The sequence below is a fragment of the Ensifer adhaerens genome (assembly GCF_013283195.1).
Lineage (GTDB): Bacteria > Pseudomonadota > Alphaproteobacteria > Rhizobiales > Rhizobiaceae > Ensifer > Ensifer adhaerens_G.
Genome location: NZ_JABEKT010000003.1, coordinates 1 through 22,321, shown reverse-complemented (window position 1 = coordinate 22,321; position 22,321 = coordinate 1). Strand labels below are relative to the sequence as shown.

At 64.6% G+C, this 22,321-nt stretch carries 18 protein-coding genes; 9 read left to right on the top strand and 9 right to left on the bottom strand.

Annotated elements, in window-relative coordinates; translation table 11 throughout:
• Nucleotides 1-59 precede the first annotated feature (59 nt).
• The 4 genes from LPJGGPFB_RS23110 (at nt 60) to LPJGGPFB_RS23095 (ending at nt 4,535) form a co-directional block, all read left to right on the top strand.
• Nucleotides 60-1,130: a hypothetical protein gene (locus LPJGGPFB_RS23110; RefSeq protein ID WP_173422325.1), complete on the top strand. Its 1,071-nt coding sequence runs from the start codon at nt 60-62 to the stop codon at nt 1,128-1,130.
• A 117-nt stretch (nt 1,131-1,247) separates the two neighbouring features.
• Complete coding sequence (locus tag LPJGGPFB_RS23105) at nt 1,248-1,781, top strand: hypothetical protein (RefSeq protein WP_173422324.1); 534 nt, start codon at nt 1,248-1,250, stop codon at nt 1,779-1,781.
• Nucleotides 1,774-3,762 (top strand): ATP-binding protein, encoded by a 1,989-nt coding sequence (locus LPJGGPFB_RS23100; RefSeq protein WP_173422323.1) that lies wholly within the window; start codon nt 1,774-1,776, stop codon nt 3,760-3,762. Before LPJGGPFB_RS23105 ends, LPJGGPFB_RS23100 begins: the two co-directional genes overlap by 8 nt.
• Entirely contained in the window at nt 3,759-4,535 is a 777-nt protein-coding gene (locus LPJGGPFB_RS23095; protein WP_173422322.1) for an ATP-dependent metallopeptidase FtsH/Yme1/Tma family protein, read from the top strand. The genes LPJGGPFB_RS23100 and LPJGGPFB_RS23095 overlap by 4 nt, the downstream gene beginning before the upstream one ends.
• Before the next feature lie 577 nt (nt 4,536-5,112).
• Here the strand turns inward: LPJGGPFB_RS23095 and LPJGGPFB_RS23090 are convergent.
• From LPJGGPFB_RS23090 to LPJGGPFB_RS23050, 9 genes are all read right to left on the bottom strand, one after another.
• On the bottom strand, nt 5,113-6,375 hold the full coding sequence (locus tag LPJGGPFB_RS23090) for a benzoate/H(+) symporter BenE family transporter (protein ID WP_173422321.1): 1,263 nt from the start codon (nt 6,373-6,375) through the stop codon (nt 5,113-5,115).
• A gap of 78 nt (nt 6,376-6,453) precedes the next feature.
• Complete coding sequence (locus tag LPJGGPFB_RS23085; protein ID WP_173422320.1) at nt 6,454-7,260, bottom strand: enoyl-CoA hydratase/isomerase family protein; 807 nt, start codon at nt 7,258-7,260, stop codon at nt 6,454-6,456.
• Nucleotides 7,261-7,298: 38 nt separating this feature from the next.
• Nucleotides 7,299-8,816 carry an AMP-binding protein gene (locus LPJGGPFB_RS23080; protein ID WP_173422319.1) on the bottom strand — a complete coding sequence of 506 codons (1,518 nt, stop codon included), beginning with the start codon at nt 8,814-8,816 and terminating at the stop codon, nt 7,299-7,301.
• Nucleotides 8,809-9,321 carry a (2Fe-2S)-binding protein gene (locus LPJGGPFB_RS23075; RefSeq protein ID WP_173422318.1) on the bottom strand — a complete coding sequence of 171 codons (513 nt, stop codon included), beginning with the start codon at nt 9,319-9,321 and terminating at the stop codon, nt 8,809-8,811. Before LPJGGPFB_RS23075 ends, LPJGGPFB_RS23080 begins: the two co-directional genes overlap by 8 nt.
• Nucleotides 9,309-10,136: an FAD binding domain-containing protein gene (locus LPJGGPFB_RS23070; protein ID WP_173422317.1), complete on the bottom strand. Its 828-nt coding sequence runs from the start codon at nt 10,134-10,136 to the stop codon at nt 9,309-9,311. Before LPJGGPFB_RS23070 ends, LPJGGPFB_RS23075 begins: the two co-directional genes overlap by 13 nt.
• Entirely contained in the window at nt 10,133-13,108 is a 2,976-nt protein-coding gene (locus LPJGGPFB_RS23065; protein ID WP_173422316.1) for a xanthine dehydrogenase family protein molybdopterin-binding subunit, read from the bottom strand. The genes LPJGGPFB_RS23070 and LPJGGPFB_RS23065 overlap by 4 nt, the downstream gene beginning before the upstream one ends.
• A 90-nt stretch (nt 13,109-13,198) precedes the next feature.
• Nucleotides 13,199-14,065, bottom strand: coding sequence for a helix-turn-helix transcriptional regulator (locus LPJGGPFB_RS23060; protein ID WP_173422315.1), 867 nt, complete (start codon nt 14,063-14,065; stop codon nt 13,199-13,201).
• 54 nt (nt 14,066-14,119) lie between these two features.
• On the bottom strand, nt 14,120-15,151 hold the full coding sequence (locus LPJGGPFB_RS23055; protein ID WP_173422314.1) for a substrate-binding domain-containing protein: 1,032 nt from the start codon (nt 15,149-15,151) through the stop codon (nt 14,120-14,122).
• 10 nt (nt 15,152-15,161) lie between these two features.
• Nucleotides 15,162-16,514, bottom strand: a complete 1,353-nt coding sequence (locus tag LPJGGPFB_RS23050; RefSeq protein ID WP_173422313.1) for an ROK family protein — start codon at nt 16,512-16,514, stop codon at nt 15,162-15,164.
• A 182-nt stretch (nt 16,515-16,696) separates the two neighbouring features.
• On the opposite strand from LPJGGPFB_RS23050, the gene LPJGGPFB_RS23045 reads away from it, so the two are divergent.
• The 5 genes from LPJGGPFB_RS23045 to LPJGGPFB_RS23025 form a co-directional block, all read left to right on the top strand.
• Nucleotides 16,697-17,509 carry a sugar phosphate isomerase/epimerase family protein gene (locus LPJGGPFB_RS23045; protein ID WP_173422312.1) on the top strand — a complete coding sequence of 271 codons (813 nt, stop codon included), beginning with the start codon at nt 16,697-16,699 and terminating at the stop codon, nt 17,507-17,509.
• Between the two features lie 48 nt (nt 17,510-17,557).
• Entirely contained in the window at nt 17,558-18,676 is a 1,119-nt protein-coding gene (locus LPJGGPFB_RS23040; RefSeq protein ID WP_412728405.1) for a substrate-binding domain-containing protein, read from the top strand.
• 110 nt (nt 18,677-18,786) lie between these two features.
• Nucleotides 18,787-19,953 carry a levoglucosan dehydrogenase gene (locus tag LPJGGPFB_RS23035; RefSeq protein ID WP_173422310.1) on the top strand — a complete coding sequence of 389 codons (1,167 nt, stop codon included), beginning with the start codon at nt 18,787-18,789 and terminating at the stop codon, nt 19,951-19,953.
• Nucleotides 19,950-21,524, top strand: coding sequence for a sugar ABC transporter ATP-binding protein (locus LPJGGPFB_RS23030; RefSeq protein ID WP_173422309.1), 1,575 nt, complete (start codon nt 19,950-19,952; stop codon nt 21,522-21,524). Before LPJGGPFB_RS23035 ends, LPJGGPFB_RS23030 begins: the two co-directional genes overlap by 4 nt.
• Nucleotides 21,517-22,321: ABC transporter permease (locus LPJGGPFB_RS23025; protein ID WP_173422308.1), on the top strand; the 805-nt coding region annotated here is incomplete at its 3' end. The genes LPJGGPFB_RS23030 and LPJGGPFB_RS23025, both read left to right, overlap by 8 nt.

The following is a 22,321-nucleotide window of genomic DNA, read 5'->3' as shown; positions in this document are numbered from 1 at the left end:
GATGCTGGTAACATCGACAAGGGCCTGACCTTCAGCCTTCTCGTAAAAGGAATCGGGCTATGACCACGTTTACCTCCATGACCCCCACTAGGGAAGTTCTCCGTTCGACCGCCGCGGCGGCCACCATGTTGTCCCACCGTTCGCTCAGTCTCGGCGCCCGGGTCGGCCTCGGCGAACCCGCCGCGCTGCGCCGCCATCCGCATAGTGTTCGGTTTGCCGAAGTCGAAGCCGATCTCGATCTGCTGATCGATCGCGCAATCACTGCAATCGCCGACGGAGAGCCGGTCGAGGACGAAATCCTTGGCCACTACGTTCACATTGCTTCGCTCGTCCGCGCCGTGTCGTTCCGGGAAGGCAAACTGCTCGAGCAGGCGGTCGAGCGTCTGGCCAAAGCCAGTCCGAATGTGACCGTGCTGACGCAGTCGCTGAAGCTGCCGCTGGTCAAGGCGGCGCTCGAAGCCGTCTCCGGAAACGACTGGGAAAGCCTCGACGGCATCAAGCTCGATTGCGAAGCGCCCGCCAAGGGCAGCTACACGCCCGACCTGATCGTCGTGAACCGCGACCGGCACACGGCCTATATCCTCGACTTGAAACGCTCACTCGCCTCCTATGGCGACACCAGTCGTCTCGAGGAATTGAAGTTCAAGATGATGGCCGGCGCCATGGTGCTGCCCGACTGGCTCTACAAGCACCACAAGCGCATGATGGTCGACACCGTCGAGGTCGCGATTGTCGATGGCGCCAGCCGTCCGAGCGATCATGCCACCGGCATCTGGGCGCTTTCCGAAATCGACGACTTGCTGGAGATCGACGGTGTCGCCGCCTGCATGGCCGAACTGCGTCTGCGCTTCGGGCGCCGCGTCCAGCAACTTCTCGAAGCGGAAGCGCGCAAAGCGCTCGGTGTCCCGGAGGCGGCCGTCTTCAACACGGCGCCTGCTTCGGCCATCGCCGACAGGCCGCTCATCGCCCTGAACGGTCCGGCGCTGAGCTATGAAGAAGAGCAGGCGATGGCCGCGCAGGATGAGGACGATGGTCACTGCGATCTTGGCTGCTTCGACGAGGATCAGGATGACGAACCGGAACCGGTCAGAATCCGGGTCGGCTTTGCCCGTCGTCCCCGCCGGCACTGACGCGCCGCTGGTCTAGCGTCACTGATCGCGGCCGCGCCGTGACGCGCGTGGCCGGCTTCCCTAATCCTTCCATTCCATGAACGCCGGATGGCGATGCACTCCGGCGAGGAGACAGTCATGTCCATCGAGACCCACAGCCCGTCTGTCGCCGGCTTCCGTTGTGAAGCGGTCACGACCGACACCATCGCGTCGTCCTGCACCCACAGCAGGCTTGCGACTATCGCCCATGCCAAACCCGCCGGCATCGATCGCGGCGCGGATGACCCCGCCGTTTTGATCGGCCTGGCACTTGCCTTCGTTCGGCAAAGCCCTCTGCTGGATGGTCCTGTGCCGGCGCCTCTGATGCGTCGATTGAATGCGCTCGCAGACGGCGGCAATGCGGCCTGCCGCTTGCTGCTCGACTGGCTTCGGAGCCGCAACCGGGATCTCGGTTGGTCCCGGAACGAGCATCTGATCCCCCCGACCCCGGTCACGGTGGCGGCCGACATCCATCTGCCGCGCCGTTCGCCGCGCGAGCGTGTGCTGGCGGCCTCCGCGAGGTCCGGCCCCAGGGGCGACCGCCGGCGTGGCCGAACACGGCCGCGCGATCCGGTGCAGAACCTTGAAACGGCAATTATTGCCGCGGAGACGGGAGGGCGCGTCGATGGATAAACTCGCTCGTCTGTTCATCCGCCGCCTCCGGCATCTTGCCCGCCGCGAGGCGCGCCGGACCGCGCTGCGCAACGGCCTGCTGGAATGCAAGATCGTCGATGTCGATGGTCATCTGCTTTGCTGCTACAGCCCGGCTTTCGACACGACAAGGCTGACCGGCGATCCGGTTCGCGATGGTCTCTGGTTCCGGCGCAATTTTGGCGGAGGGCTTATCGCACCGAAAGAGGCGAGCAAGCCAGGTTCCGGCCCCGGCGGAGACGGCGGCGGTGTCGTGACGATGGAGGTCATCGACATGACGTCCGTCTCGCCGCTGCTTGCCTTTCCCCGGAAGCGTCGCGGTGCAATCGCGCAAGACGCGGTGCTGGGCAACGGCATTGGTCGGCGTGCCTACGCGGTTCGTCTCGTGGACCGGGCAGCAGCGCCGCCGCTGGTCAGTCATGTCGTGGCGGCCCTGGTGTTGGCGCGCGCGGTGCGCAGCAGCGGATGGTCGCTGCGGGAGATTGTTCACACCCTGATCCATGTGACACCGGTCATCACGCTCCATGCGCCGCTCGATGGCTTCGAACGCGAGGGGGTGAGGCTCCTGGAAAAATCCCGGCTGGTGCCTGGCGGTCCGTTCGCCATCATCGATGCCGACCATATGTTCGATGACAACCACTTCGACGTTCATGAAGGAGAGGTTCGCAAACGCCTTGTGGCATTCTCGGGTGCCGGCGTGCATCGTGTAACCGGCAATGCCCTGCGTCGGCGGATGATCAGCGCGCTGTCCCGCGACTTGCCCATCCTTGCCATCGCCGAGAAGCGATCGGATATTCCCTCGCTCCTGCGCATCTCCGCCGACCTGTCGCTGGAAACGGGAAAGCTTGACCGGAGGTTTGTCGCTGACCTGATCGAGGCGCTCTATCCGGACACGGCAATTGAAAGCGTTCCCCTGCCATCGGATTCGGATGCGCGGTGGCTGTCGCTGGAGGATCTGGTCCTTGCGTTCCGGCCGGGACGGCATGTTCGGGACGCGCTGCATGTGCTTGCCACGCTCATCGAACGCAATCGCAGCGACTTCGAAGAAGGCGATGGCGAGGAAGGTGGGGGAAGCGAGAAGACAAAGGGATCCGGATCCAAGCCTTCCACCGCCTCCACCGAGAAATCCTCGGCGTCGGACGAAAAGCCGAAGGCTTCCGACAGTGACAGCAACGGCCGCTTGAAGAACAAGCCGTCGGGTGCCGAAGTGATCCAGCCGGAGCTATTGGCGACCACCGGCGGGACTGGCGACAGGTCACCGATGACCGTCGAGACCCTTGCCGGATACGGCCGCGCAAAAGACTGGGCGCTCGATCTCAAGGCGGATCTGGACGATTACCGCGCCAGCATCCTTACCTGGTCGGAGATGAGCACTAAGCTGTTGCTGTCGGGCCCGCCCGGAACCGGCAAGACGACCTTTGCCCGTGCGCTGTGCAACAGCCTGCAGGTCCCGCTGGTCGTCACCTCCGTCTCGACTTGGCTGCAGGGTGGGCATCTGAACGATGTCATCGACAAGATGGCGAAGACCTTCGCCGAGGCTCGCGCCATGGCGCCGGCGATCCTGTTCATCGACGAGATCGACGGCATCGGCAAGCGGCAACCTGCCGAGCGGGAGCATGCGGACTATTGGAACGCCATGGTCAACAAGGCGCTGGAACTGCTCGACGGTGCCGTGAAATCCGAGGGCTTGATTATCGTCGGCGCCACCAATCGTCCAAACGATATCGACGAGGCGATCAAGCGATCTGGGCGCCTTGAGACCCATATCGAAATCCCCAAGCCGGACGTGCCGACCCTTGCGGAGATCCTCGCCCATCATCTGGGTGATGACGTGACGGCGCTGATCGGGGAGCCGGTATCGGGTGTCGGGTCGGAGACCGACGACGGGTTCTCTTTGAAGAAGATCGTCGCCGACCATCTGAGAGAAGAAGCAGAGAGCGAACGGAAGGATGTAGACCGATGAACGAGCAGCAGAGCAGCAATACGACGGAAACGCTGGCGGTCACTCAGCGGGGCAATCCTGTCGACGCGATCCTGCGGCGCCTCGCCACGCGGGCCATGGGACTAACGGGCGCTGATATCGAGCGCATCGTCCGGGAGGCGCGATTGAAGGCGCGCCGTGGCAAGCGCGCGATCCGCTACGAGGACATCGAAGAGGGCATTCGTGGAAATCGCCCACCCGTGCCCATCGACTTGCGCTGGCGCTACGCATTCCACGAGTCGGGGCATGCCGTCGTCCATCATGCCCTCGATCTCGGCCCCGTCCGCGGTCTCAATATCGACACTTGGGAGGGCGCCTATAATCTGCTCGGCTTCCATACATCCGGAACCAACACCCACACCTGGTACGAAAACATGCTCACCGTGTTGATGGCTGGGAGGGCCGCCGAAAAACTGGTGCTGAAGCGGGTATCCAGCGGCTCGGCGGGCGCCGACGAAAGTGATCTGGCGCGGGCCACGCGGGTCGCGTTCGACATGGAGCGGACGCTTGGCTTCGGGACAGAGCATCCACTGCTCTATCGCCCGCATCGTGATCCGGGCGCGGTGTTCGACCGGGACCCCGAACTGGCTGATCGCGTTCACGCCAGGTTGGAGGTGGCACTCGACCGCGCGGCGGCGATCCTCAGGAGGCGCAGGCCGACATTCAATGCCTTGGCCAAGGCGCTGTTCGATGCACAGGCGATGGATGAAAAGGCGGTGATGCATATACTGAAAGACGATGATCTGCCGCCCTGAAGCTGATAGTCATGCGGCCGATGAGGAGAAGCCGAGTGCAGGATGAGTGTCGCAGTCGTAGCCCATTGCGATTGGAGCATGGACCACAAGAAGCGCAGGATGACCGTCGCCGACACTGATAGCGTATTCAGTCTCCAGTGGGTCGGACGTGCAATCCATAAAGAAGTTCACCCATAAGAGATGTCGGTGCAGGCGGTCATACCGTTCACGCACGAGCGACCATCGGCGATTGACGGCTGGAGTAGAGTTTGGTTCTCCAACGCTGCTCGAGACTTTGCCATTGACGAAGAGACACGCCTCGCCAGGGCCATTTATCGCGTTTGCCCACGCGATGCTGAACACGATGTCGAAACCAACGTGGGCGGCGCGCGAGCCTCTTCACCTGTCAAGCCGCGCGCTAAGGGGCTCTGGCAGCGTTGCTACCGGCGCTGACACGCTCCTTGATATCGCTATCGGGATTCAACGGCTAGAACCCACTCAAAAGCTGGAAATTCGACTGCCCCGGAGGGTCCAATACGGATGCACCGGGGCAATGATTTGCTCTTTATACCGCGACCGCTCAGCGCTTGACGTCGCGTCACGCAGCCTGTTTTGCCTTGAGCGTTCCGGCCTCGACCACGGCCGAGACGAGGACGCCGGCGACCAGGGCCCAGAAAGGCGCGCTGATACCGAGAAGCGAAACGTTTGACATTGCGACTGCAAGCGCCACGAAAGCGCCTGTCTGATTGCCGAGCGACTTGCCGAAAGCGTTCTGGAAGGCGGACAGGAGCACGCCGATCATCGCAAGGCCGGCGACGGTGCCGATGAGGGCCGACGGTAGGCTGAGCACGATCGGAACAGCGGCGCCGGCGAGGAGGCCGAAGGCGGCGAAGAGCACGCCGTTGACAACCGTCGCGGCATAGCGCCCCTCCTTGTTCTCGCCGGCCTGTTCGGACGAACATATGGCTGTCATCGGGCCCGCGATATTGGCGTTGTGGCCGCCGAGGAAGCCGGCCGCAACGCCGCCGATGCCGGAAATGATCGTCATCGCATTGACTGGCGGCCGGTAGCCTTCGGCCATGAGCACGCCGGTCGCCTGCGCGTTTTCAGCGCCGATCACGAGAAGGGCGAGCGGGATTGCGATCGCGAAGAAGGCATCGATGGAGAACACCGGCATTGTGAATTCAGGCGCGGCGAAGGCGATGTTGGCCGCGCCGCCTCCGACCGCACCGGTCGCGAGTGCCGCGATCAGGCCGGCGACGAGGGCGGCCAGCACCGGCGGGATGGTCCTGGACAACCGCATGGAGACGAAGAAGGCGAGGATCGCGGCGCCGGCAATCAGCGGTGCTGTGCCGAGCGCAGTCACGGCGCCTGTCGCAAAGCGGATCAAGGCGCCGGCGATCATCGCCATGACGATCGGCATCGGCAGCCAGCGCATCACCTTGCCGATGAGCCCGGTGACGCCGAGCAGCAGGACGAGCAGGCCCGCCAGGATGAAGGCGCCGACGGCTTCGTTGAACGGAATGGTCGCAAGCGAGCCGGCGACGAGGGCAGCACCCGGGATCGAGTAGGCGCCGTTGACCGGCTGCTTGTAATAGAGCGCAAGCAGCAGGCTGATGAGCCCGCCGAGCACGTAGATCGCAAAGAGCCAGGCGACGGTCTGCCCGTTGGTCAGATGGCCCGCCTCGGCGGCGCCGATGACGATGAGCGCCGGGCCGGAGCAGCCGAAGATGGCGGCGACGAGGCCGGCGCTCATGGTCTTGATGCCGAGATGCTTCGGCAGGTCGCGCAGACCCGACGCAAGGCCGGGTCCCCGTTCGACAAGGCGTTTTTCCTGTGTCGTCTGCTTTATCTTGTTCATTTTTCAATCCTGCCGAAGCGGATCCATGGCCGCTCCCTCCTCGTGGAACTGGGGCCGGGTTCCCGCCCGGCCGATGGTTCAGCGGCCGACGAAGGCCGGCGCGCGCTTTTCGTGGAAGGCGAGCACACCTTCGCGGAAATCCTCCGATGTGCGAAGCCGGCTGTAGCAATGGCCCTCGAGTTCGATGGCCGTCGACAGCAGCGCGTCGTCGGTGTCGTTCAGGAGCTTCTTCGCCGTGCGCTGGGCAAGCGGCGAAAAGCCGATCAGTTCCTCGACGAGCGCATCGACGGCCTTTTCAAGATCGGCATCCGCAACGATTTCCGAGGCGATGCCCCAGTCGTAGGCCTCCTGGCCGGTGATCCGCTTTGAACGCATCACGATGTTCTTGGTGCGGGTGACGCCCACCATCTTCTGCAGGCGGGCCGAGCCGCCGGAGCCGGGGATCTGGCCGAGCTTCTGCTCGGGCAGTGCGTAGCGCGTGGTATCCGTCGCGATGCGGAAGTCGCAGGCGAGCGACAGTTCGAAGCCGACGCCGAAGCAATAACCGCGGTTGGCCGCGATCACCGGCTTGGAGCAACGGGCAGGTGCCGCAATGTTCCAGGCTAGGTGCGAGACGTGCTCCGGGCTTGCCTCGAGGAAGCCCTTGATATTGCCGCCGGACGAGAAGTGCTCGCCCTTGCCGGCAACGACGATGATGCGTACGCGATCGTCCTCGTCGAGGGCCTCGAAGACGAGGCGCAACTGGTCGCGCGCCAGCATGGAGACGACGTTGTAGGGCGGACGGTCGAGCGTAATGTCGGCGCGCTGGTGGGCCACATCCATCGTGACGGTGAATCCGTCGAGTTCGGCGAGGCGCGGGTCCTGGAATGCGGCTTGTTCGGTCATGGATTTTCCTTTCGTTGGTCTGGCGGCGCTCTGGCCGCTCACTGATGTTCGGGAATGCGTTCTTCGGTGTACTCGCCGGCCACCAGAAGGCGGCGCAGCAGCTTGCCGACAGGGGATTTCGGGATAGCCTCAACGAAGACGAAGCGGCGCGGCCGGCGGAAATTGGCAAGGCCGGAAGCGCGGCAATGGTGGTCGAGGTCCTCAGCCGTAACAGTGCCGCGCCGCTTGACGAAGGCGACGACGATCTTGCCCCAACGCTCGTCGGGCAGGCCGACGACGGCGACTTCGGCGACGCCCTCATGCAGCGAAAGACAGCTTTCCACCTCGACCGGCGAAACATTCTCGCCGCCGGTGATGATCATGTCGTCGGCCCGCCCGGTGACGAAGAGATCGCCGTCCTGGTCGACGAAGCCGGTGTCGCCGGTGAAGTACCAGCCGCGGTGCAGCGCCTTGGCATCCGCGTCGGGCCGGTTCCAGTAGCCCTCGAAGGCCTCGTCGCTCTTCATCAGCGCGATGATCTCGCCTTCCTCGCCGACGGCCGCTCCCTCGTCCGGGTTGCGGCCGCCCAGTTTGACGACACGGATCATCTGGTTGATGCCGGCGCGGCCGGCGGAGCCGGGCTTGCCCGCCGCCTTCTGCTCGATCGTGAAGGTGTAGATTTCCGACGAGCCGTAATGATTGACGAAGAGTTCGGGCTCGAAAGTCTGATCAAGTCTTTTCAGCAGCCCGTCGGTCATCGAAGCGCCGGCATAACCGAGCTTGCGGACGGAAGCGACGCGCTCGGGCGAAAAGGCCTCGTGATGCACGAGATCGTGGTAGAGCGTCGGCACCAGATAGAGGTTGGTGATCTTCTCGCGCTCGATGAGATCGAGCGCCTTTGCCACTTCGAAGCGCGGCAGGCAGACGAAGGTCCCGCCGATCAGCGCGGAAGCGATCAGCGAACGCACGCCCATCGTGTGATACAGAGGCATGACGCCAAGTGTGCGCTCGCCATGCCGGTAGAGGTTCTGCGCGACGTGGGCCAGGGCGCCGGCGCGCTCGGCCCGATGCCGTCGAGGCACGCCCTTCGGCTTCGACGTCGTGCCAGATGTATAGAGCATAAGCGACCAGTCCGCAGCGTCCGCCAGGGGCACCGCATCGCGGGCGCTGCTATCCATTATGCCGGCGAGCGCATCGGCGGAGAAATGCGGCAGGTCGCGCGCGAGGCGCGACAGGCGCACGGCCTCTTCCGTTGCGACCTCGTAGAACACGGCCCTTGCGCCGGCATCCGCGATGCCGAAGTCGATTTCGTCGGTCTTGGCCCGCCAGTTGAGCGGCGTGACGATCAGGCCGAGGAATTGGCAGGCCCAATGCAGCGACGCGTTCTCCCAGCGGTTCTGCATGGCGGTGAGCACATGGTCGCCCCGCTTCAGGCCGGTCTCGTCGAGAGCTGCGGCAAGCGCCGAAACCTTGCCGTACCAGTCGCGATAGCTCAATCGCACCTCCCCGTCGACGATCGCGAGCCGGTCCGGGTCGCGCTCGACGCTTGCGAGGAAACTCGTTCCAAGATCAAACATTCGGTTTCTCCTCCTTCCGTTGTTCCTCAGCGGCGGCGAGCGCCGCCTCGACGATGGTCGCGTAGCCCGTGCACCGGCAGAGATGGCCGGAGAGGTGCTCGCGAATCTCTTCCCGGCCCGCGTCGGGACGCTCACGCAAAAGGACGTCGAGCGACATCAGGATGCCGGGCGTGCAGAAGCCGCATTGCAGGCCGTGGTGGCGGCGAAAGGCCGCCTGAAGCGGGGAGAGCTCGGCCGGGTCGGGCGAAAGCGCTTCCACGGTCCTCACATCGCTGCCGCGCACCTGCTGGGCGAGTGTCAGGCAGGCGCGGGCCGGCTTTCCGTCGATCTGCACGGTACAGGCCCCGCAGACGCCGTGCTCGCAGCCGACATGGGTCCCGGTCAGTCCGATCTCGTGGCGAAGCAGGTCCGAGAGTAGCATGCGATTTTCGGCCTCTGCGCGGACCGTTCGGCCATTGAGGGTGAAGTCGACCGGGTGCTTCCGGGCAGCATTCATGCGCGGCATCGGCTTGCCTCCTTCAGGGTCTCGCGGCCAAGGCTGCGGACCAGTTCGCGCCGGTAGCGCGCGCTTGCGTGAATGTCGTCGCGGGCGTTCAGCGACCAGGCGATGTCGTTGATGGCATCGTCGAACTGGTCGTCGTCGAGCGCCGGCAGCGGGAAGACGCGGGGCCGGTCGTCGACGCCGGCAATGCCAAGGCGCAAGCCCCTGTCATCGGCGACGGCGGCGCAGGCGACGATGGCGAAATCGCCATGCCGGCGGCCGACCTCTCGAAAGGCATAACCGCTGCCGTGCCGTGCCTTCGGGAAATGCACGGCTTCGATCATCTCGCCCTCGGCGAGGTCGGTGGCCATCATGCCGATGAAGAAGTCGTCCGCCTTGACCACACGCTTCTGCTTGCGGCTGCGCAGGCTGACCGCGCCGCCGAGCGTCACCAGGGACAGCGGCAGCTCCGCGCTCGGGTCAGCATGGGCGATCGAGCCGCAGACTGTGCCGCGAGCCCGCGTCTGCACATGCCCGAGCCACGGGAAGGCGGCGGCCAGAAGCGGCAGGTCGCGCAAAAGGCTGGGCCAAGCTTCCAATTCCGCCTGCCGCACGCCCGCCCCGACGACGATTTCGTCGCCGGATGTCTCGATCCGGCGCAGCGCTTCAAGCCGCATGATGTCGACGAGCAGGGCAGGGCGGGCGAGCCGCATGTTCAGCATCGGTACCAGCGACTGTCCGCCGGCGATCACGCGCGCTTCGCCGCCGCCCTCGGCGAGCGCGGCCAGCGCTTCCTCGATCGTTTCCGGACAGAGGAAATCGAAGGATGCGGGTTTCATCGGCGCCCCCCGAAGAGTTTGAAAAGCCGCTGGATGAAGCCGGCGGCGGCGCTGGGAGGCGCGCCGCCGCCGGCATGACGGGCGAGCGCCTGGAAGAACTGGCCGATCACCACGCGCGCCGCGCCGTCGAGTAGGCGTCCGCCGACCGAGGCGACCTTGCCGCCGATCGCCGCCTCGTAGCGATAGTCGATGCGGGTGCCGGTGGCGGTTTCGGTCAGCGTGACGCGGCCCGTGCCGCGGCCGGAGCCGAGTGCGCCTTCCGTGCCGCCGGAGAGCGTAACGGCTTCCGGCTCGACCATGTCGGACAGACGGATGTCGGCGCGGTAGCGGCCCTTGACCGGCCCGATGCCGAGTGTGACCTCGGCGCGGAAATGCGTGTCGGAGACCTTCCGGACCTCGTGCGCACCGGGGATGATCGCCTTCAGCGTGTTCGGGTCGAGCAGCATCGCCCACACCGAAGCGCGGGTGGCGGTGACCTCAGCCGAGCCTGAACCGGTCAGCATCCGCTCACCCGAGGCCCCGGTGGCGACCGGGGTCGGATCTCGCGGCTTCGACGGAGGTCGCTCCTCGCCATAGAGCCATTCGCTGACCCGGCTTGGCGACAGTGGCAGCCGGATGTCCTCGACGCCGAGCGCATCGGCGACGGCGTTGGCGATACAGACGGGCGTCGACATGCAATTGCCCTCGCCGACGCCCTTGGCGCCGAGCGGTGTGAAAGGCGACGGCGTCTCGTGATGGAGGATCAGCGGCTCCGGTGTCTCCATGACGGTCGGGATCAGGTAGTCGGCGAGCGTTCCAGTCAGGAAACTACCGTCGCCGCCATAGGCATACTCCTCGTAAAGCGCAGCGCCGACTGCCTGGGCGAAGCCGCCGCGCACCTGGCCATCGACCATGCCGGGATGCAGGATGCTGCCGCAGTCGTGCATCGTCACGTAGCGGTCGATACGCACCTGGCCGGTCTTCCGGTCAATTTCCACGCCGCAGAAGTCAAAGATGAAGCCGTGACAGAGTGACGAGTTGATGCCGTCCGCCGCTGTCGGCGCCTGCAGCTCGTCCGGCGTCCAGAAGACCGTCTCGCGGATCGTCTGGCCTGTACCCTCCGGCAGGGTGCCTGGTGCCCAGTGGCTTGCCGCCGCGACGCGCCCGAAGGAGACGGCATTGTCTGGATTGTCGCGATCGAGGAGCTTGCCGGCCCTGAAGTCCACGCGGTCAGGCGTGATGTTGAGCTGGCGAGCGGCGATCGTTGCAAGTCGGGCCCGGATGCGGTCGGCCGCAAGTGCTGCAGCGCCCGCGACGGCGGGAGCGAAGCGGCTTGCATAATTGCCGGACGCGATCGACCAGGCGTCGCGCGCCGTGTCGAGTTCCGTGTTGACGCGCACCGTCTCCATGGCAAGCCCGAGCCGCTCGGCAACCACCTGTGCCAGGACGGTGCGGTGACCCTGGCCCTGTGGCACGGAGGCCACCTTGACGGTGACGGAACCGAGCGGATCGATGGCCACCGTCGCGACGGCCTGGGCGCCGTTCTTCGGCCCCGCCTTTGCCCGCTCCTCCGGCGTCAGCACGGTCGTGATGTAACCCATGTTGGAGACGCTCGGCTCGACCACCGCCGCATAGCCGATGCCGTAGAGCCGCCCTTCGGCGCGGGCTGCGTCCCGTTGCTGCAGCAGCGCCTTAAGGCCGCCTTCCCTTGCGGCGCGATCAAGAGCAGTCCTGTAATCGCCGGAATCGAGCAGCCCGCCGGTCGCCGTGCGGTAGGGAAAGGCATCAGCCGGTACGAGGTTGCGGCGAATGACGTCGAGCGCGTCAAGGCCGAGGTCGTCGGCGATCTTGTGCACCAGCCGTTCAAGCGCGAAATAGATCTGCGGTCCGCCGAAGCCACGGTTCAGCCCAGTCGGCGTCTTGTTGGTGAGCACGACACGGTTTCGAATGGCGACGTTTTCGATCGCATAGGCGCCGGTCATGTTGCCGTGCATTCGGTAGAGTGTCGCCGGCTCCGGAGCGCGCAGATGGGCGCCGCAGTCTTCCAGTTGATCCCAGCAAAGCGCGGTGATGCGGCCGTCGGCGGCAACGGCGGCTTCCAGCGTCGTGACGCGGTTGGTCGCCGAGACGGATGCCGTCAGGTGTTCGAGCCGGTCCTCGATCCATTTTACCGGCCGTGCGGAGACGCGGGCGGCGACGGCGGCGAGAATGACATAGGGAAACACGCCCTGCTTGATGCCGAAGGAGCCGCCGGAATCGGGCGGCGTGCGCAGCCGCATACGGTTGCCAGGCACGTTCAGGGCGCGGGAAATCACCGCATGGATCGAGAACGGACCCTGAAAATTTGCCGTGACGTCATAGGCGTCCTCGCCTGGATCGTATTCCGCGATGACGCCGTAGGTTTCGATCGGCGTGCAGGAATTGCGCGGATAGGCGATGCGGATGGAAACGCGGTGGGCGGCCGCCGCGAACGCTGCTTCCGGGTCGCCATAGCGAAAGGCGCGCTCGTTGATAAGGTTGGTGCCGAGCGACGGATGCAGCACTGGTGCGTCCGCCGCTACCGCCTTCTCGGGATCGACGACGGCGACCAGCGTCTCGTATTCGACCTCGATCAGGTCGAGCGCGTCTTCGGCGACATAGCGGTTTTCGGCGACGACAAGGGCAACGGGCTCCCCGACATAGCGCACCCGATCGCGGGCAATCGGCCAGCATTCGACATTGGCCTTTACTCCCACCGTCATGCTGCGGGTGAGCCTCGCCACGTCCGCGCCGGTCATGACGGCAAAGACGCCGGGCAGCGCGCGGGCGGCATTCGTATCGATCGCCCTGATCTCGGCATGGCCATGCGGCGAGCGCAGGATCGCCAGATGCGCGGTGTCGCGCCGGACGGGCAGGTCGTCGATGTAGCGGCCGCGGCCGGTCAAAAGTCCGGCATCCTCGACACGTTCGACGGTCCGGCCGATCAGGCCTCCCGTCGTTTCCAATCTCGTCATTCGCTCCTCCCGCACCCGTTGGTGAAGGGTGCCGTGGAACCAAGAGTGGAGAAGGGGTCGCGATCGGGCGATACCGATGCGTATCAGACCTTACCGAGGAGTCTCAAAATCTTGATCCGAGAGCCGAGTGACGCTGCGAAAGATACTCGGCGACGACCCGGCATGATCGTGGAAGAAGCGTGAAAAATGCGCCGGCACGGAAAAGCCGAGTTGGTCGCCGATCGCGGCGAAGCTCTCCGTCCCGTCGGCGACGGCCGCAACCGCCCGTTCGAGCCGCTGCACGTTGAGGAAGACGCGCGGCGTCACACCCATCGAGGTTTCGAATAGCCGGAAGAAATGTGCCCTTGAGAGGCCGACATCGATCGCCAGCCGGTCGAGGTCAGAGATCTCGCCCGGTGCCGCCTTCATGCGCTCGACGGCCTTGCGGATGCGGAAGTCGAGCATGGGGCGCGATGTGAGGTCGCGAATCGAATTCGGCACCGCGCGCCAGTCGGCGAAACGCTCGATGACGGCAATCATCAGTTCGCCGAGAAGCACCTCGTGGACTTCGGTGCTGTTCGGCTCCTGCACCATGGCCTCCGCAAGCGTGCGCGTGCGCGAACGGATGTCGGGGGTGATCGAGCCCACATTGCAGGCGAAGAAGTCGGGCGCGTGGCTCGTCGCCCAGTTCGGCCGGAAATGACCGAGCCATTGCGGTTCGATATAGAGCGCGAGGATCACCGTCTTCGGACGCGTCTGGTCGTGCGCATAGGCATGCGGTTCCCACGTGTTGATGAGAACGGCGCTTTCGTCGGTGAGGGGCACGAGCCGATCGCGCACCGAAAACTGCGTATCGGCCCCCTCGACCTTCAGCAGGACATGGCAATGCGGGTGCGCGTGCCGCACCAGGGGCCGATCCATATCCAGCAGCGCCACCCTCCCAAAGCGGCCACGTGCGATGCGCAGAGCATTCGACATCGCTTAAATATTGTCCATTTCGTAGAAACCGCAAGCCCGGCAGTGTTTAAGCCCTCAGGGCAGATGCCGGTCCGATCTCTTCAGGCCGACGAGGCTGAGCTTGCGCAGAACTTCATGTGGCGCAGGCATGCGCCACACGGTTTGAAAGCACTCCACGACATTGCGTGCCGTCACGGCAAGGCCTGGAAGGGCGACCCAGGCCGGGGCGAGGCGACCGAGCAGGGCGGTGACGGTGATGGAAGCTGCGGTTTCGCCCTGGCGGAACGGCTGTTGGGCCGCAATGGCCATAAGCGGTTCGTTGGCCGCAAGGCCGATTGCGGCCTCCTGGCCAAGATCCACCGTCGTCATCGGAATCTTGCGTCCCATTGTTTCGAGAACCCGGGCGGCAGTCATTGCCGGCGTGTCCCAGACGACAAAGAGGCCGGCAAGTTCGGGATGGGCTTCTGCAAGCGTCCGCGTGGTTGCTGCGACCGCCGACAGCGCCGGAAAACGCTGTACGCGGAGCGAAACGTCCGGGCGGTTGACCTGCATCCATTTCACGAAGGCGATCTCGCGTTCATTGGTCGCGAAGAAATCGGCGTCATAGCCGAGCACGCCGACCTCGGCCCCCTCGCGCAGATGCGGCGACAATCCTTCGGCCGCGATCTTTCCGAGCCCGAAATTGTCCGCCGAGACAAGCGAGATATAGTCCTTGCCCGGAAGCAGGCCGGTCGGCACGTTGTCGAGCAGGACGAGCTTGATGCCGGCCGCTGAAACGCGCGTATGCGGCGCCGCGACTTTCGAGTTGGCGACGGGCAGCGATATGATCGCATCCGGCGCCTCGAGGGTCAGGCGCTCCAGTGCTTCGATCTGCAGCTCCGGGTTGAAGGCGCAATCGACCACGTCGATGACTGCGACCCCGCAATTGCCCAGCGTGCCGACGATGCCCGAAAGCTGCTGCTTGGCCCAGTCGCTCTCAAGCGTGTGCAGCACGATCGCGACGCGGAAGCCGCTTGCCCGCGCCCGCTCCATGTCCTCGGGCAGCAACAGAACGCGTTCGGGTGCCGACGCGCGCTCGCCGTGAGGGCCAAGACCAGTAATTGCCATTCAATCCTCCTCACATGTCCGGCGGTCGGACAATGTCTCCCTCGATGACTTTCCGCTGGGCGATCTCGTTTTTCATTTGCTGGAAAAGCGGATGCGCCTGGGGCTGACCCGACATGACCCAGTCTCGCAGCATGGGTGCTGCGAACAGGCCTTCGGTCGCGACGATGGCGGCTCCGACAAGCCCCGACGAACTGCCCATCTGGGAACGGATGATCTGCAGATCGCGGCTGACGAGCGGATGGCAGGCGCCGTAAATTGCCTCCCGTGCGGAAGCGAGAAGAATGTCATTGGTCTGGGCGATCGAGCCGCACAGGACGATGAGCGCCGGGTTCAGCATGTTGGCGAGCGTCGCGACCACCTGGCCGATCAGCCGGCCACTCTGCGACAGGATCTCGATTGACGCCGCGTCGCCCATCTGGGCGGCCTGGGCGACTTCCAGCGCCGTGATGTCGCCGCCGCGCCGCACAAGTTCGGCGAGGACCGGGCTCGCTCCGTTCTCCGCCGCATGCCTGCCGTCCTGGGCGATATGGTCAGATCCCGCCATCGCTTCGAGCGTGCCGGTCCTGTCGCCCATCGTCACCGGTACGGAACCGATGAGGCCGACGGTACCCTGCGCGCCGCGAAACAGCGTCCCGTCGCTTGCCAGCCCGGCGCCGATGCGTTTGCCGACCTTGACCAGCAGCATCGTGCGTTGATTGCGTCCGGCGCCGGCGTGGAGTTCGCCCATCGTCATCGTTTCGACGCTGGAGCGGAGCCAGACTGGAGCATTGAAGGCGGCCACCAGTGTCTCGACCAGCGGAAAGCTCTCCCAACCTGGGAGGACACCCGGCGTGGCACGCTGGAAGAGCGCCTCGCCACCGTCGGACACGGCGCCGGGAACGGAGATGGAAATGCCGTAAAGCTGAGGATTTGACTGCCGCTCGAGAATCCAGCGGAAGAGCGTCACCAGCCGTTCGGCTAGGGCGGAGACCGGCTGGGTGAGTTCGGTCGCCTCGTGATGTTCCATGAGCAGCGAGCCGGCAAGATCGGCAATGCCGACGCCGAGCGCGGTCTGATCGAGCGTGGCGACGAGAATGCGTCCGCGATCCGCCGAAAACCGCACAAGGCGCGGCGCTCGGCCACCGGTGGCGGTGCCGAGCTCGCTTTCATCGACGAGGCCGAGTTCGCAGAGCGTTCCGAGCCGATCCGCGACGACGGCGCGCCCAAGCTCGCTGTACCGCTCGATTTCCTGGCGGGTGGTGGCCTGTTCAGTGCGGACAAGGTTGAGGATGTCGACGAGGCTGGGTGCAGCGGTTTCTGAAACGCGCGGACGGCCTTTGCGCCGCGGATGCCCATCAGTTTGTACGCTCGCCGTCGTCGGCATGGTTCTTCCTTCCTGGCAGCTTCGCCTTCCTTGCTTTGATAAAGCCGCTCGTTTCGACTGGCAACCTCATACTTTTGTATTAAATCAGCAAAAGTTATAGCTGATATGCTTGTAAATATTTGACATCGATTTTTTCTCGACGTAAGGCTGTCTGCAACGACGGTCACTGGGAGGAGGCGCTGATGTCGAATTTCAAGCTCGCTTATCATGCGAATTGCTGGGGCAGCCTTGGCGGGGATGCGGTCGGCGTCACGTCGATCACCAATCTCGCCTATCGGACGTTTGGCGACATGCGCCGTGCCTTTGCCGACATTGCGGCGGCGGGCTACGAGGGGGTCGAGCTTTTCGACGGCAACCTTCTCGATTTCAGCATCGAGGACATGCGTTCCCTGCTCGCCGACAACGGTCTTGCGCTCGTTGCGACCTATGCCGGCGGCAATTTCATCTTCGACGATATCCTGCCGGAGGAGCTTGCCCGGGTCGTTCGTGCTGCCGATCGCGCCGCCCAACTCGGCGCGCCGCATCTCGTCGTCGGTGGCGGTGCGAAGCGCTTCGATGGCATCCGCGAGGCGGATTATCACAAGCTCGCCGCAGCGCTTGACCGGGTGAAGGAGATCGCCGAAGCGCGAGGCCTTACCGCCCACTACCACCCGCATCTTTCGACGATTGTCGAGGGACCGGCGGAAGTGCGCAAGATTTTTGCACTCACCGGTATCGATTTCTGCCCGGACACGGCCCATCTCGCGGCTGCCGGCGGCGATCCGGCGGCGCTTGTCCGCGAGCATGCGGCGCGCATCTCCTATGTGCATCTGAAGGGCTTCCAGAAAGAGCCCTTCGCCTTCACGCCGATCGACCGTGGCGACGTGCCAACGGACGGGATCATCGCGGCCCTTCGGGAGACCGGCTTTGCCGGCTGGGTCTGTACTGAACTCGATTCCTGGCCTGATCCGCTTGAGGGAGCAAAGGCGAGCATGGCCTATCTTAAATCGGCCTGACGGCCGCGACCGGGGCGGGAGCCCCACTTTCGGGAGGAGAAAGTGATGATGAAAAGACGAACTCTGTTGGGCACCGCCGCCGTTTTGGCGCTCGCTCTTGGTTATGCCGCACCGGCCTCGGCCGATCCGGACACCGCGCTGGCGGAGCTTCAGAAGACGGTTCTTTCCAAGGGACCTTCAGGCGAGGATCCGTCGCCGGCCGCCGATGTGACGCTGACCGATGAGGAGCTGGCGAAGATCAAGGCGATGAACGCGACGGCGGCGATCGTCATGCATTACGGCGGCAACGACTGGTCGCGCGCCCAGATCAACGGCCTGCAAACACAGTTCGCCGCCATGGGCATCAAGGTCCTTGCTGTGACCGACGCCGGATTCAAGCCGGAAAAGCAGGTCTCCGACATCGAGACGATCATGGCGCAGAAGCCGAGCATAATCGTTTCGATCCCGACCGACCCGACAGCGACCGCCGGGGCCTACAGGGCGGCGGCGGAGGCTGGCACCAAGCTCGTTTTCATGGATAACGTGCCGACCGGTTTTGTTTCCGGCAAGGACTACGTGTCAGTCGTGTCGGCAGACAACTACGGCAATGGCGTCGCTGCGGCACATCTTATGGCGAAGGCGCTGAACGCGGAGGGCGATATCGGACTGGTCTTCCATGCTGCCGACTTCTTCGTGACCAAGCAGCGCTACGATGGCTTCAAGGCAACGATCGCGTCCGACTACCCCAATATCAAGATCGTGGCCGAGCAGGGCATCGGCGGACCGGACTTCTCGGGTGACGCGGAAAAGGCGGCGTCCGCGATCCTCACCTCCAACCCGAACATCAAGGGCATCTGGGCGGTCTGGGATGTTCCGGCCGAAGGCGTGATCTCCGCAGCGCGAGTTGCCGGCCGCGACGATCTCGCCATCACCACGATCGACCTCGGCGAGAACGTAGCGATCTCGATGGCCCAGGGCGGTTTCGTCAAGGGGCTCGGCGCGCAGCGGCCCTACGACGCCGGTGTGGTCGAAGCCAAGCTTGCCGGTTATGCGCTGCTCGGTAAACAAGCGCCCGCATTCGTCGCGCTGCCGGCTCTACCGGTGACGCGGGAGACGCTGCTCGACGGCTGGAAGGCGGTTTATTCCACCGAGGCCACGGACAACATCAAGTCAAGCCTCGGACAGTGACCGACCAGGCACGGGGCGACCACCGTGCCCCGTGCCGAATGACATGATCCGGCTCCGGCCGGCAGATGGAACGCGGCTCGCTGCAGCCGACCTCTTTCAGGAGAGAACTGATGACCAAAGTGATGAACGTCGCCATGATCGGCGGCGGCTTCATGGGCAAGGCGCATGCCATGGCCTATGCCTCCATGCCGATGTTCTTCTGGCCCGCACCGGCCATTCCCCACCGTAAGGTCGTCGTCGACGTGACAGACGGTATGGCGGAGGAAGCGCGCCGGCGCTACGGCTTCGAGGAGGCGTCCTCGGACTGGCGGGCCGTCGTTAATCGACCGGATATCGATGTCGTCGATATCTGCACGCCGAACAACGTGCATGCCGAAATTGCCATCGAGGCGGCGAAGGCCGGAAAGCACATCATCTGCGAGAAGCCGCTCGCCCGCACCGTCGAGGAAGCTAGGGCGATGCTCGACGCGGTGAAGGCCGCGGGCGTCATCCACATGGTCGCCTTCAACTATCGCCGCACGCCGGCCGTGGCGCTCGCCAGGAAATATATTGAAGAAGGCCGCATCGGCCGGATCCTGAATTTCCGCGGCACCTATCTGCAGGACTGGTCGGCAGACCCGGATTCACCACTCTCCTGGCGCTTCCAGAAGAAGATCGCCGGGTCCGGTTCGGTCGGCGACATCGCCACGCATGTGGTTGATCTTGCGCACTATCTCGTCGGCCCGATCGCCGAGGTAAATGCCCTAACCACGACCTACAACAAGACGCGGCCCCTCCAGCAAGGAGGCGTCGACAAGCTTGGCGCCGCGGAGAAAGCGAAGGATGCCGAACGCGGTGAGGTGGATGTCGACGACGAGGTCGTCTCGATGCTGAAATTCGAGGGCGGTGCGATCGGAAGCCTGGAAGCGACCCGCAACGCCTATGGCCGCAACAACTTCATCACACTGGAAATCCACGGCACCAAGGGCGCGATCCACTTCAACTACGAGCGCCGCGACGAGCTGCAGGTGATGTTTGCCGACGATCCGGCAGATGCGCGCGGCTTCCGCACTGTCTATACCGGCCCGGCGCACCCCTATGGCGATGGCCTCTGGCCGATCCCCGGTCTCGGCATCGGTTATTCGGAGACGAAGATCGTCGAGTGCTACGATTTCTTCTCGGCCATCGCGAAGAACCGGCAGCCGAGCCCTAACTTCGAAGATGGTTTTTTGACCGAACTCGTCGCCGACGCCCTTATCCGCTCCGGTGAGACGGGCCAATGGGAGAAGGTGGGATGACTGTTAGCGCCACTGCCGTCCGCATGACCGGCATTTCCAAGGCTTTCGGGGGGGTACGCGCGCTCGACGGCGTATCCTTGGAGGTCCTGCCCGGTGAGGTCCATGCGTTGCTTGGCGGCAATGGCGCCGGCAAGTCGACGATCCTCAAGGTGCTGAACGGGGTGCATCGCCCCGACCAGGGCGCAATCGAGGTCGGCGGCTTGCCCCTGACGACGCATACGCCGGAGGCGTCGCGCGCGGCCGGCATCGCGATGAACTACCAGGAAATGAGCCTGGTCCCGACGTTGACGGTCGCGCAGAACATCTTCCTGACACGCGAATGGCGCGACGGCACGGGGTTTATCGACGACCGGGAAGCCGAGCGGCGCGCGGCGGACATTTTCGCGCTGCTCGACGTCTTCGTCGATCCGAAGGCCGTGGTCGGCGATCTCGGCGCCGGCCAGAAACAGTTGACTGAGATCGCCAAGGCGATCTCGCAGGATGCCAAGGTGCTGGTTTTGGACGAACCATCGACGGCGCTTGCCGTTTCCGATGTCGAGCGGCTCTTCATCTTCCTGCGCAAGCTGAAGGCGAAGGGGGTGGCGATCATATATGTCAGCCACCGCATGGACGAGATCGCCCGCATCGCCGACCGCGCGACGATCCTGCGCGACGGTCGCCACGTCATCACTGCGCCGCTGAGTGAATTGCCAATCGACACGATGATCGAGCATATCGTCGGCCGGCGCTCGAAAGGGCTGTCGGACGTCGAGCGCGGCGAGGCCGTCAAGGGCGAAGTGCTGCTGGAACTCGCGAATGTCAGCGGCCTTCACAAGCCGGAGAACATTTCCCTGACGCTGCATCGCGGCGAAATCCTGGGGCTCGCGGGACTGCTCGGCTCGGGCCGTTCGTCGCTTGCGCGGGTGATCGCCGGCATCGACCCGGCGGTCAAGGGCGAGATATACATCAAGGGCCGCGCCGTCGCGATCCGTAAGCCGGGCGACGCGATTGCCGCGGGTGTCGCGCTGGTGCCGGAAGCGCGTGCCACGCAGGGCATAATCCCCGCCCATTCGGTTGCCTCCAACATGATACTCGCCGTCATCGATCGGCTTTCCACGGGCGGCCTCGTTGATGCGAAGGCGGCAAACGACCTGACCGACGCGCAAATCGAGCGCCTGCGCGTGAAAACGGCGAGCCGCGACCACGCCGTCTCGACGCTTTCGGGCGGCAACCAGCAGAAGGTGGTTATAGGTAAGTGGCTCGCCACCAATCCGGACATACTCATCCTCGACGAGCCGACGGCAGGCATCGATATCGGTTCGAAGTCCGAGATCATCCGTCTGGTTCGCGAGCTTGCCGCCGCCGGCAAGGGCATCATCATGATCTCATCCGAACTCTCCGAGCTTTTGACCGCCTGCGATCGCATTCTCGTCATGTCCGAGGGACGCGTGCACCAGGATCTGGCGCGCGAGGCGCTGGAAGACCCGTCTGTGCCCGCCGATGACCTTGCCCACCGTCTCCAGGCGGCCGAACAGCGGCTGCAAATCGAAATCCAGAAAGCCCTTGCGGTTCAAGAGGTATCCAATGGCTAACGCCTTCTTCGCCAACTGGCGCCAGAACATCATCTATATCGGCTTCGTCGCAGTCTTCCTCGTCTTCGCGGTGACTTTGGCCGACAAGGGGTTTCTCAATCCCAACAACCTGCTCAACATCGTGCGGCAGACGGCGATGATCGCCGTCATGGCGATCGCCATGACCTTCGTTCTGTCGGCCGGTGAGATCGACCTTTCGGTCGGCGCGGTCGCGGGCCTTTCGACCGTCACCGTGGCCATGGCAATCGCCGCAGGCGGGCCGATCGTCGGCGTCGGGGCCGGCATCGCCACGGGTCTTGCGGTCGGCATGTTCAACGGATGGCTGACCACCCGCATTGGCATTCCCTCATTCCTCACCACGCTTGCCATGATGGGTATCGCCAAGGGCGTCGCCATGTGGATATCCGCGACGGCGGCGGTACCGATCCTGTCGCCCGGCTATTCCTGGCTCTTCGGCGGTGGCAATCTCGGGCCGGTGCCGGTGTTGCTCTTCTGGATGGCGGTGCTCGGCGGCATCGGCCATATCGCGCTGCGGCGCTCGGGCTTCGGCCGGCGGGTCCTGGCGACCGGCGGCGGCGAGACGGCGGCGCACTATTCCGGCATCGACACGAAGGCAATCAAGTTCAAGGTGCTGGTCATCTCGTCGCTCGCGGCAGCGCTCGCCGGCATGCTCTATGCGGGGCGTCTACAATCCGGCCGCTTCCAGCTTGGCGAGGGCGACGAACTCTCGGTCATCGCGGCTGCGGTGCTCGGTGGCACGAGCCTCTTCGGCGGCAAGGGAACGGTGATCGGCACCA

Bases quoted from the DNA above. Each gene is read 5' to 3' on its own strand.
- LPJGGPFB_RS23110 (WP_173422325.1), top strand. From the start codon at position 60: ATGACCACGTTTACCTCCATGACCCCCACTAGGGAAGTTCTCCGTTCG.
- LPJGGPFB_RS23105 (WP_173422324.1), top strand. From the start codon at position 1,248: ATGTCCATCGAGACCCACAGCCCGTCTGTCGCCGGCTTCCGTTGTGAA.
- LPJGGPFB_RS23100 (WP_173422323.1), top strand. From the start codon at position 1,774: ATGGATAAACTCGCTCGTCTGTTCATCCGCCGCCTCCGGCATCTTGCC.
- LPJGGPFB_RS23095 (WP_173422322.1), top strand. From the start codon at position 3,759: ATGAACGAGCAGCAGAGCAGCAATACGACGGAAACGCTGGCGGTCACT.
- LPJGGPFB_RS23090 (WP_173422321.1), bottom strand. From the start codon at position 6,375: ATGAACAAGATAAAGCAGACGACACAGGAAAAACGCCTTGTCGAACGG.
- LPJGGPFB_RS23085 (WP_173422320.1), bottom strand. From the start codon at position 7,260: ATGACCGAACAAGCCGCATTCCAGGACCCGCGCCTCGCCGAACTCGAC.
- LPJGGPFB_RS23080 (WP_173422319.1), bottom strand. From the start codon at position 8,816: ATGTTTGATCTTGGAACGAGTTTCCTCGCAAGCGTCGAGCGCGACCCG.
- LPJGGPFB_RS23075 (WP_173422318.1), bottom strand. From the start codon at position 9,321: ATGCCGCGCATGAATGCTGCCCGGAAGCACCCGGTCGACTTCACCCTC.
- LPJGGPFB_RS23070 (WP_173422317.1), bottom strand. From the start codon at position 10,136: ATGAAACCCGCATCCTTCGATTTCCTCTGTCCGGAAACGATCGAGGAA.
- LPJGGPFB_RS23065 (WP_173422316.1), bottom strand. From the start codon at position 13,108: ATGACGAGATTGGAAACGACGGGAGGCCTGATCGGCCGGACCGTCGAA.
- LPJGGPFB_RS23060 (WP_173422315.1), bottom strand. From the start codon at position 14,065: ATGTCGAATGCTCTGCGCATCGCACGTGGCCGCTTTGGGAGGGTGGCG.
- LPJGGPFB_RS23055 (WP_173422314.1), bottom strand. From the start codon at position 15,151: ATGGCAATTACTGGTCTTGGCCCTCACGGCGAGCGCGCGTCGGCACCC.
- LPJGGPFB_RS23050 (WP_173422313.1), bottom strand. From the start codon at position 16,514: ATGCCGACGACGGCGAGCGTACAAACTGATGGGCATCCGCGGCGCAAA.
- LPJGGPFB_RS23045 (WP_173422312.1), top strand. From the start codon at position 16,697: ATGTCGAATTTCAAGCTCGCTTATCATGCGAATTGCTGGGGCAGCCTT.
- LPJGGPFB_RS23040 (WP_412728405.1), top strand. From the start codon at position 17,558: ATGAAAAGACGAACTCTGTTGGGCACCGCCGCCGTTTTGGCGCTCGCT.
- LPJGGPFB_RS23035 (WP_173422310.1), top strand. From the start codon at position 18,787: ATGACCAAAGTGATGAACGTCGCCATGATCGGCGGCGGCTTCATGGGC.
- LPJGGPFB_RS23030 (WP_173422309.1), top strand. From the start codon at position 19,950: ATGACTGTTAGCGCCACTGCCGTCCGCATGACCGGCATTTCCAAGGCT.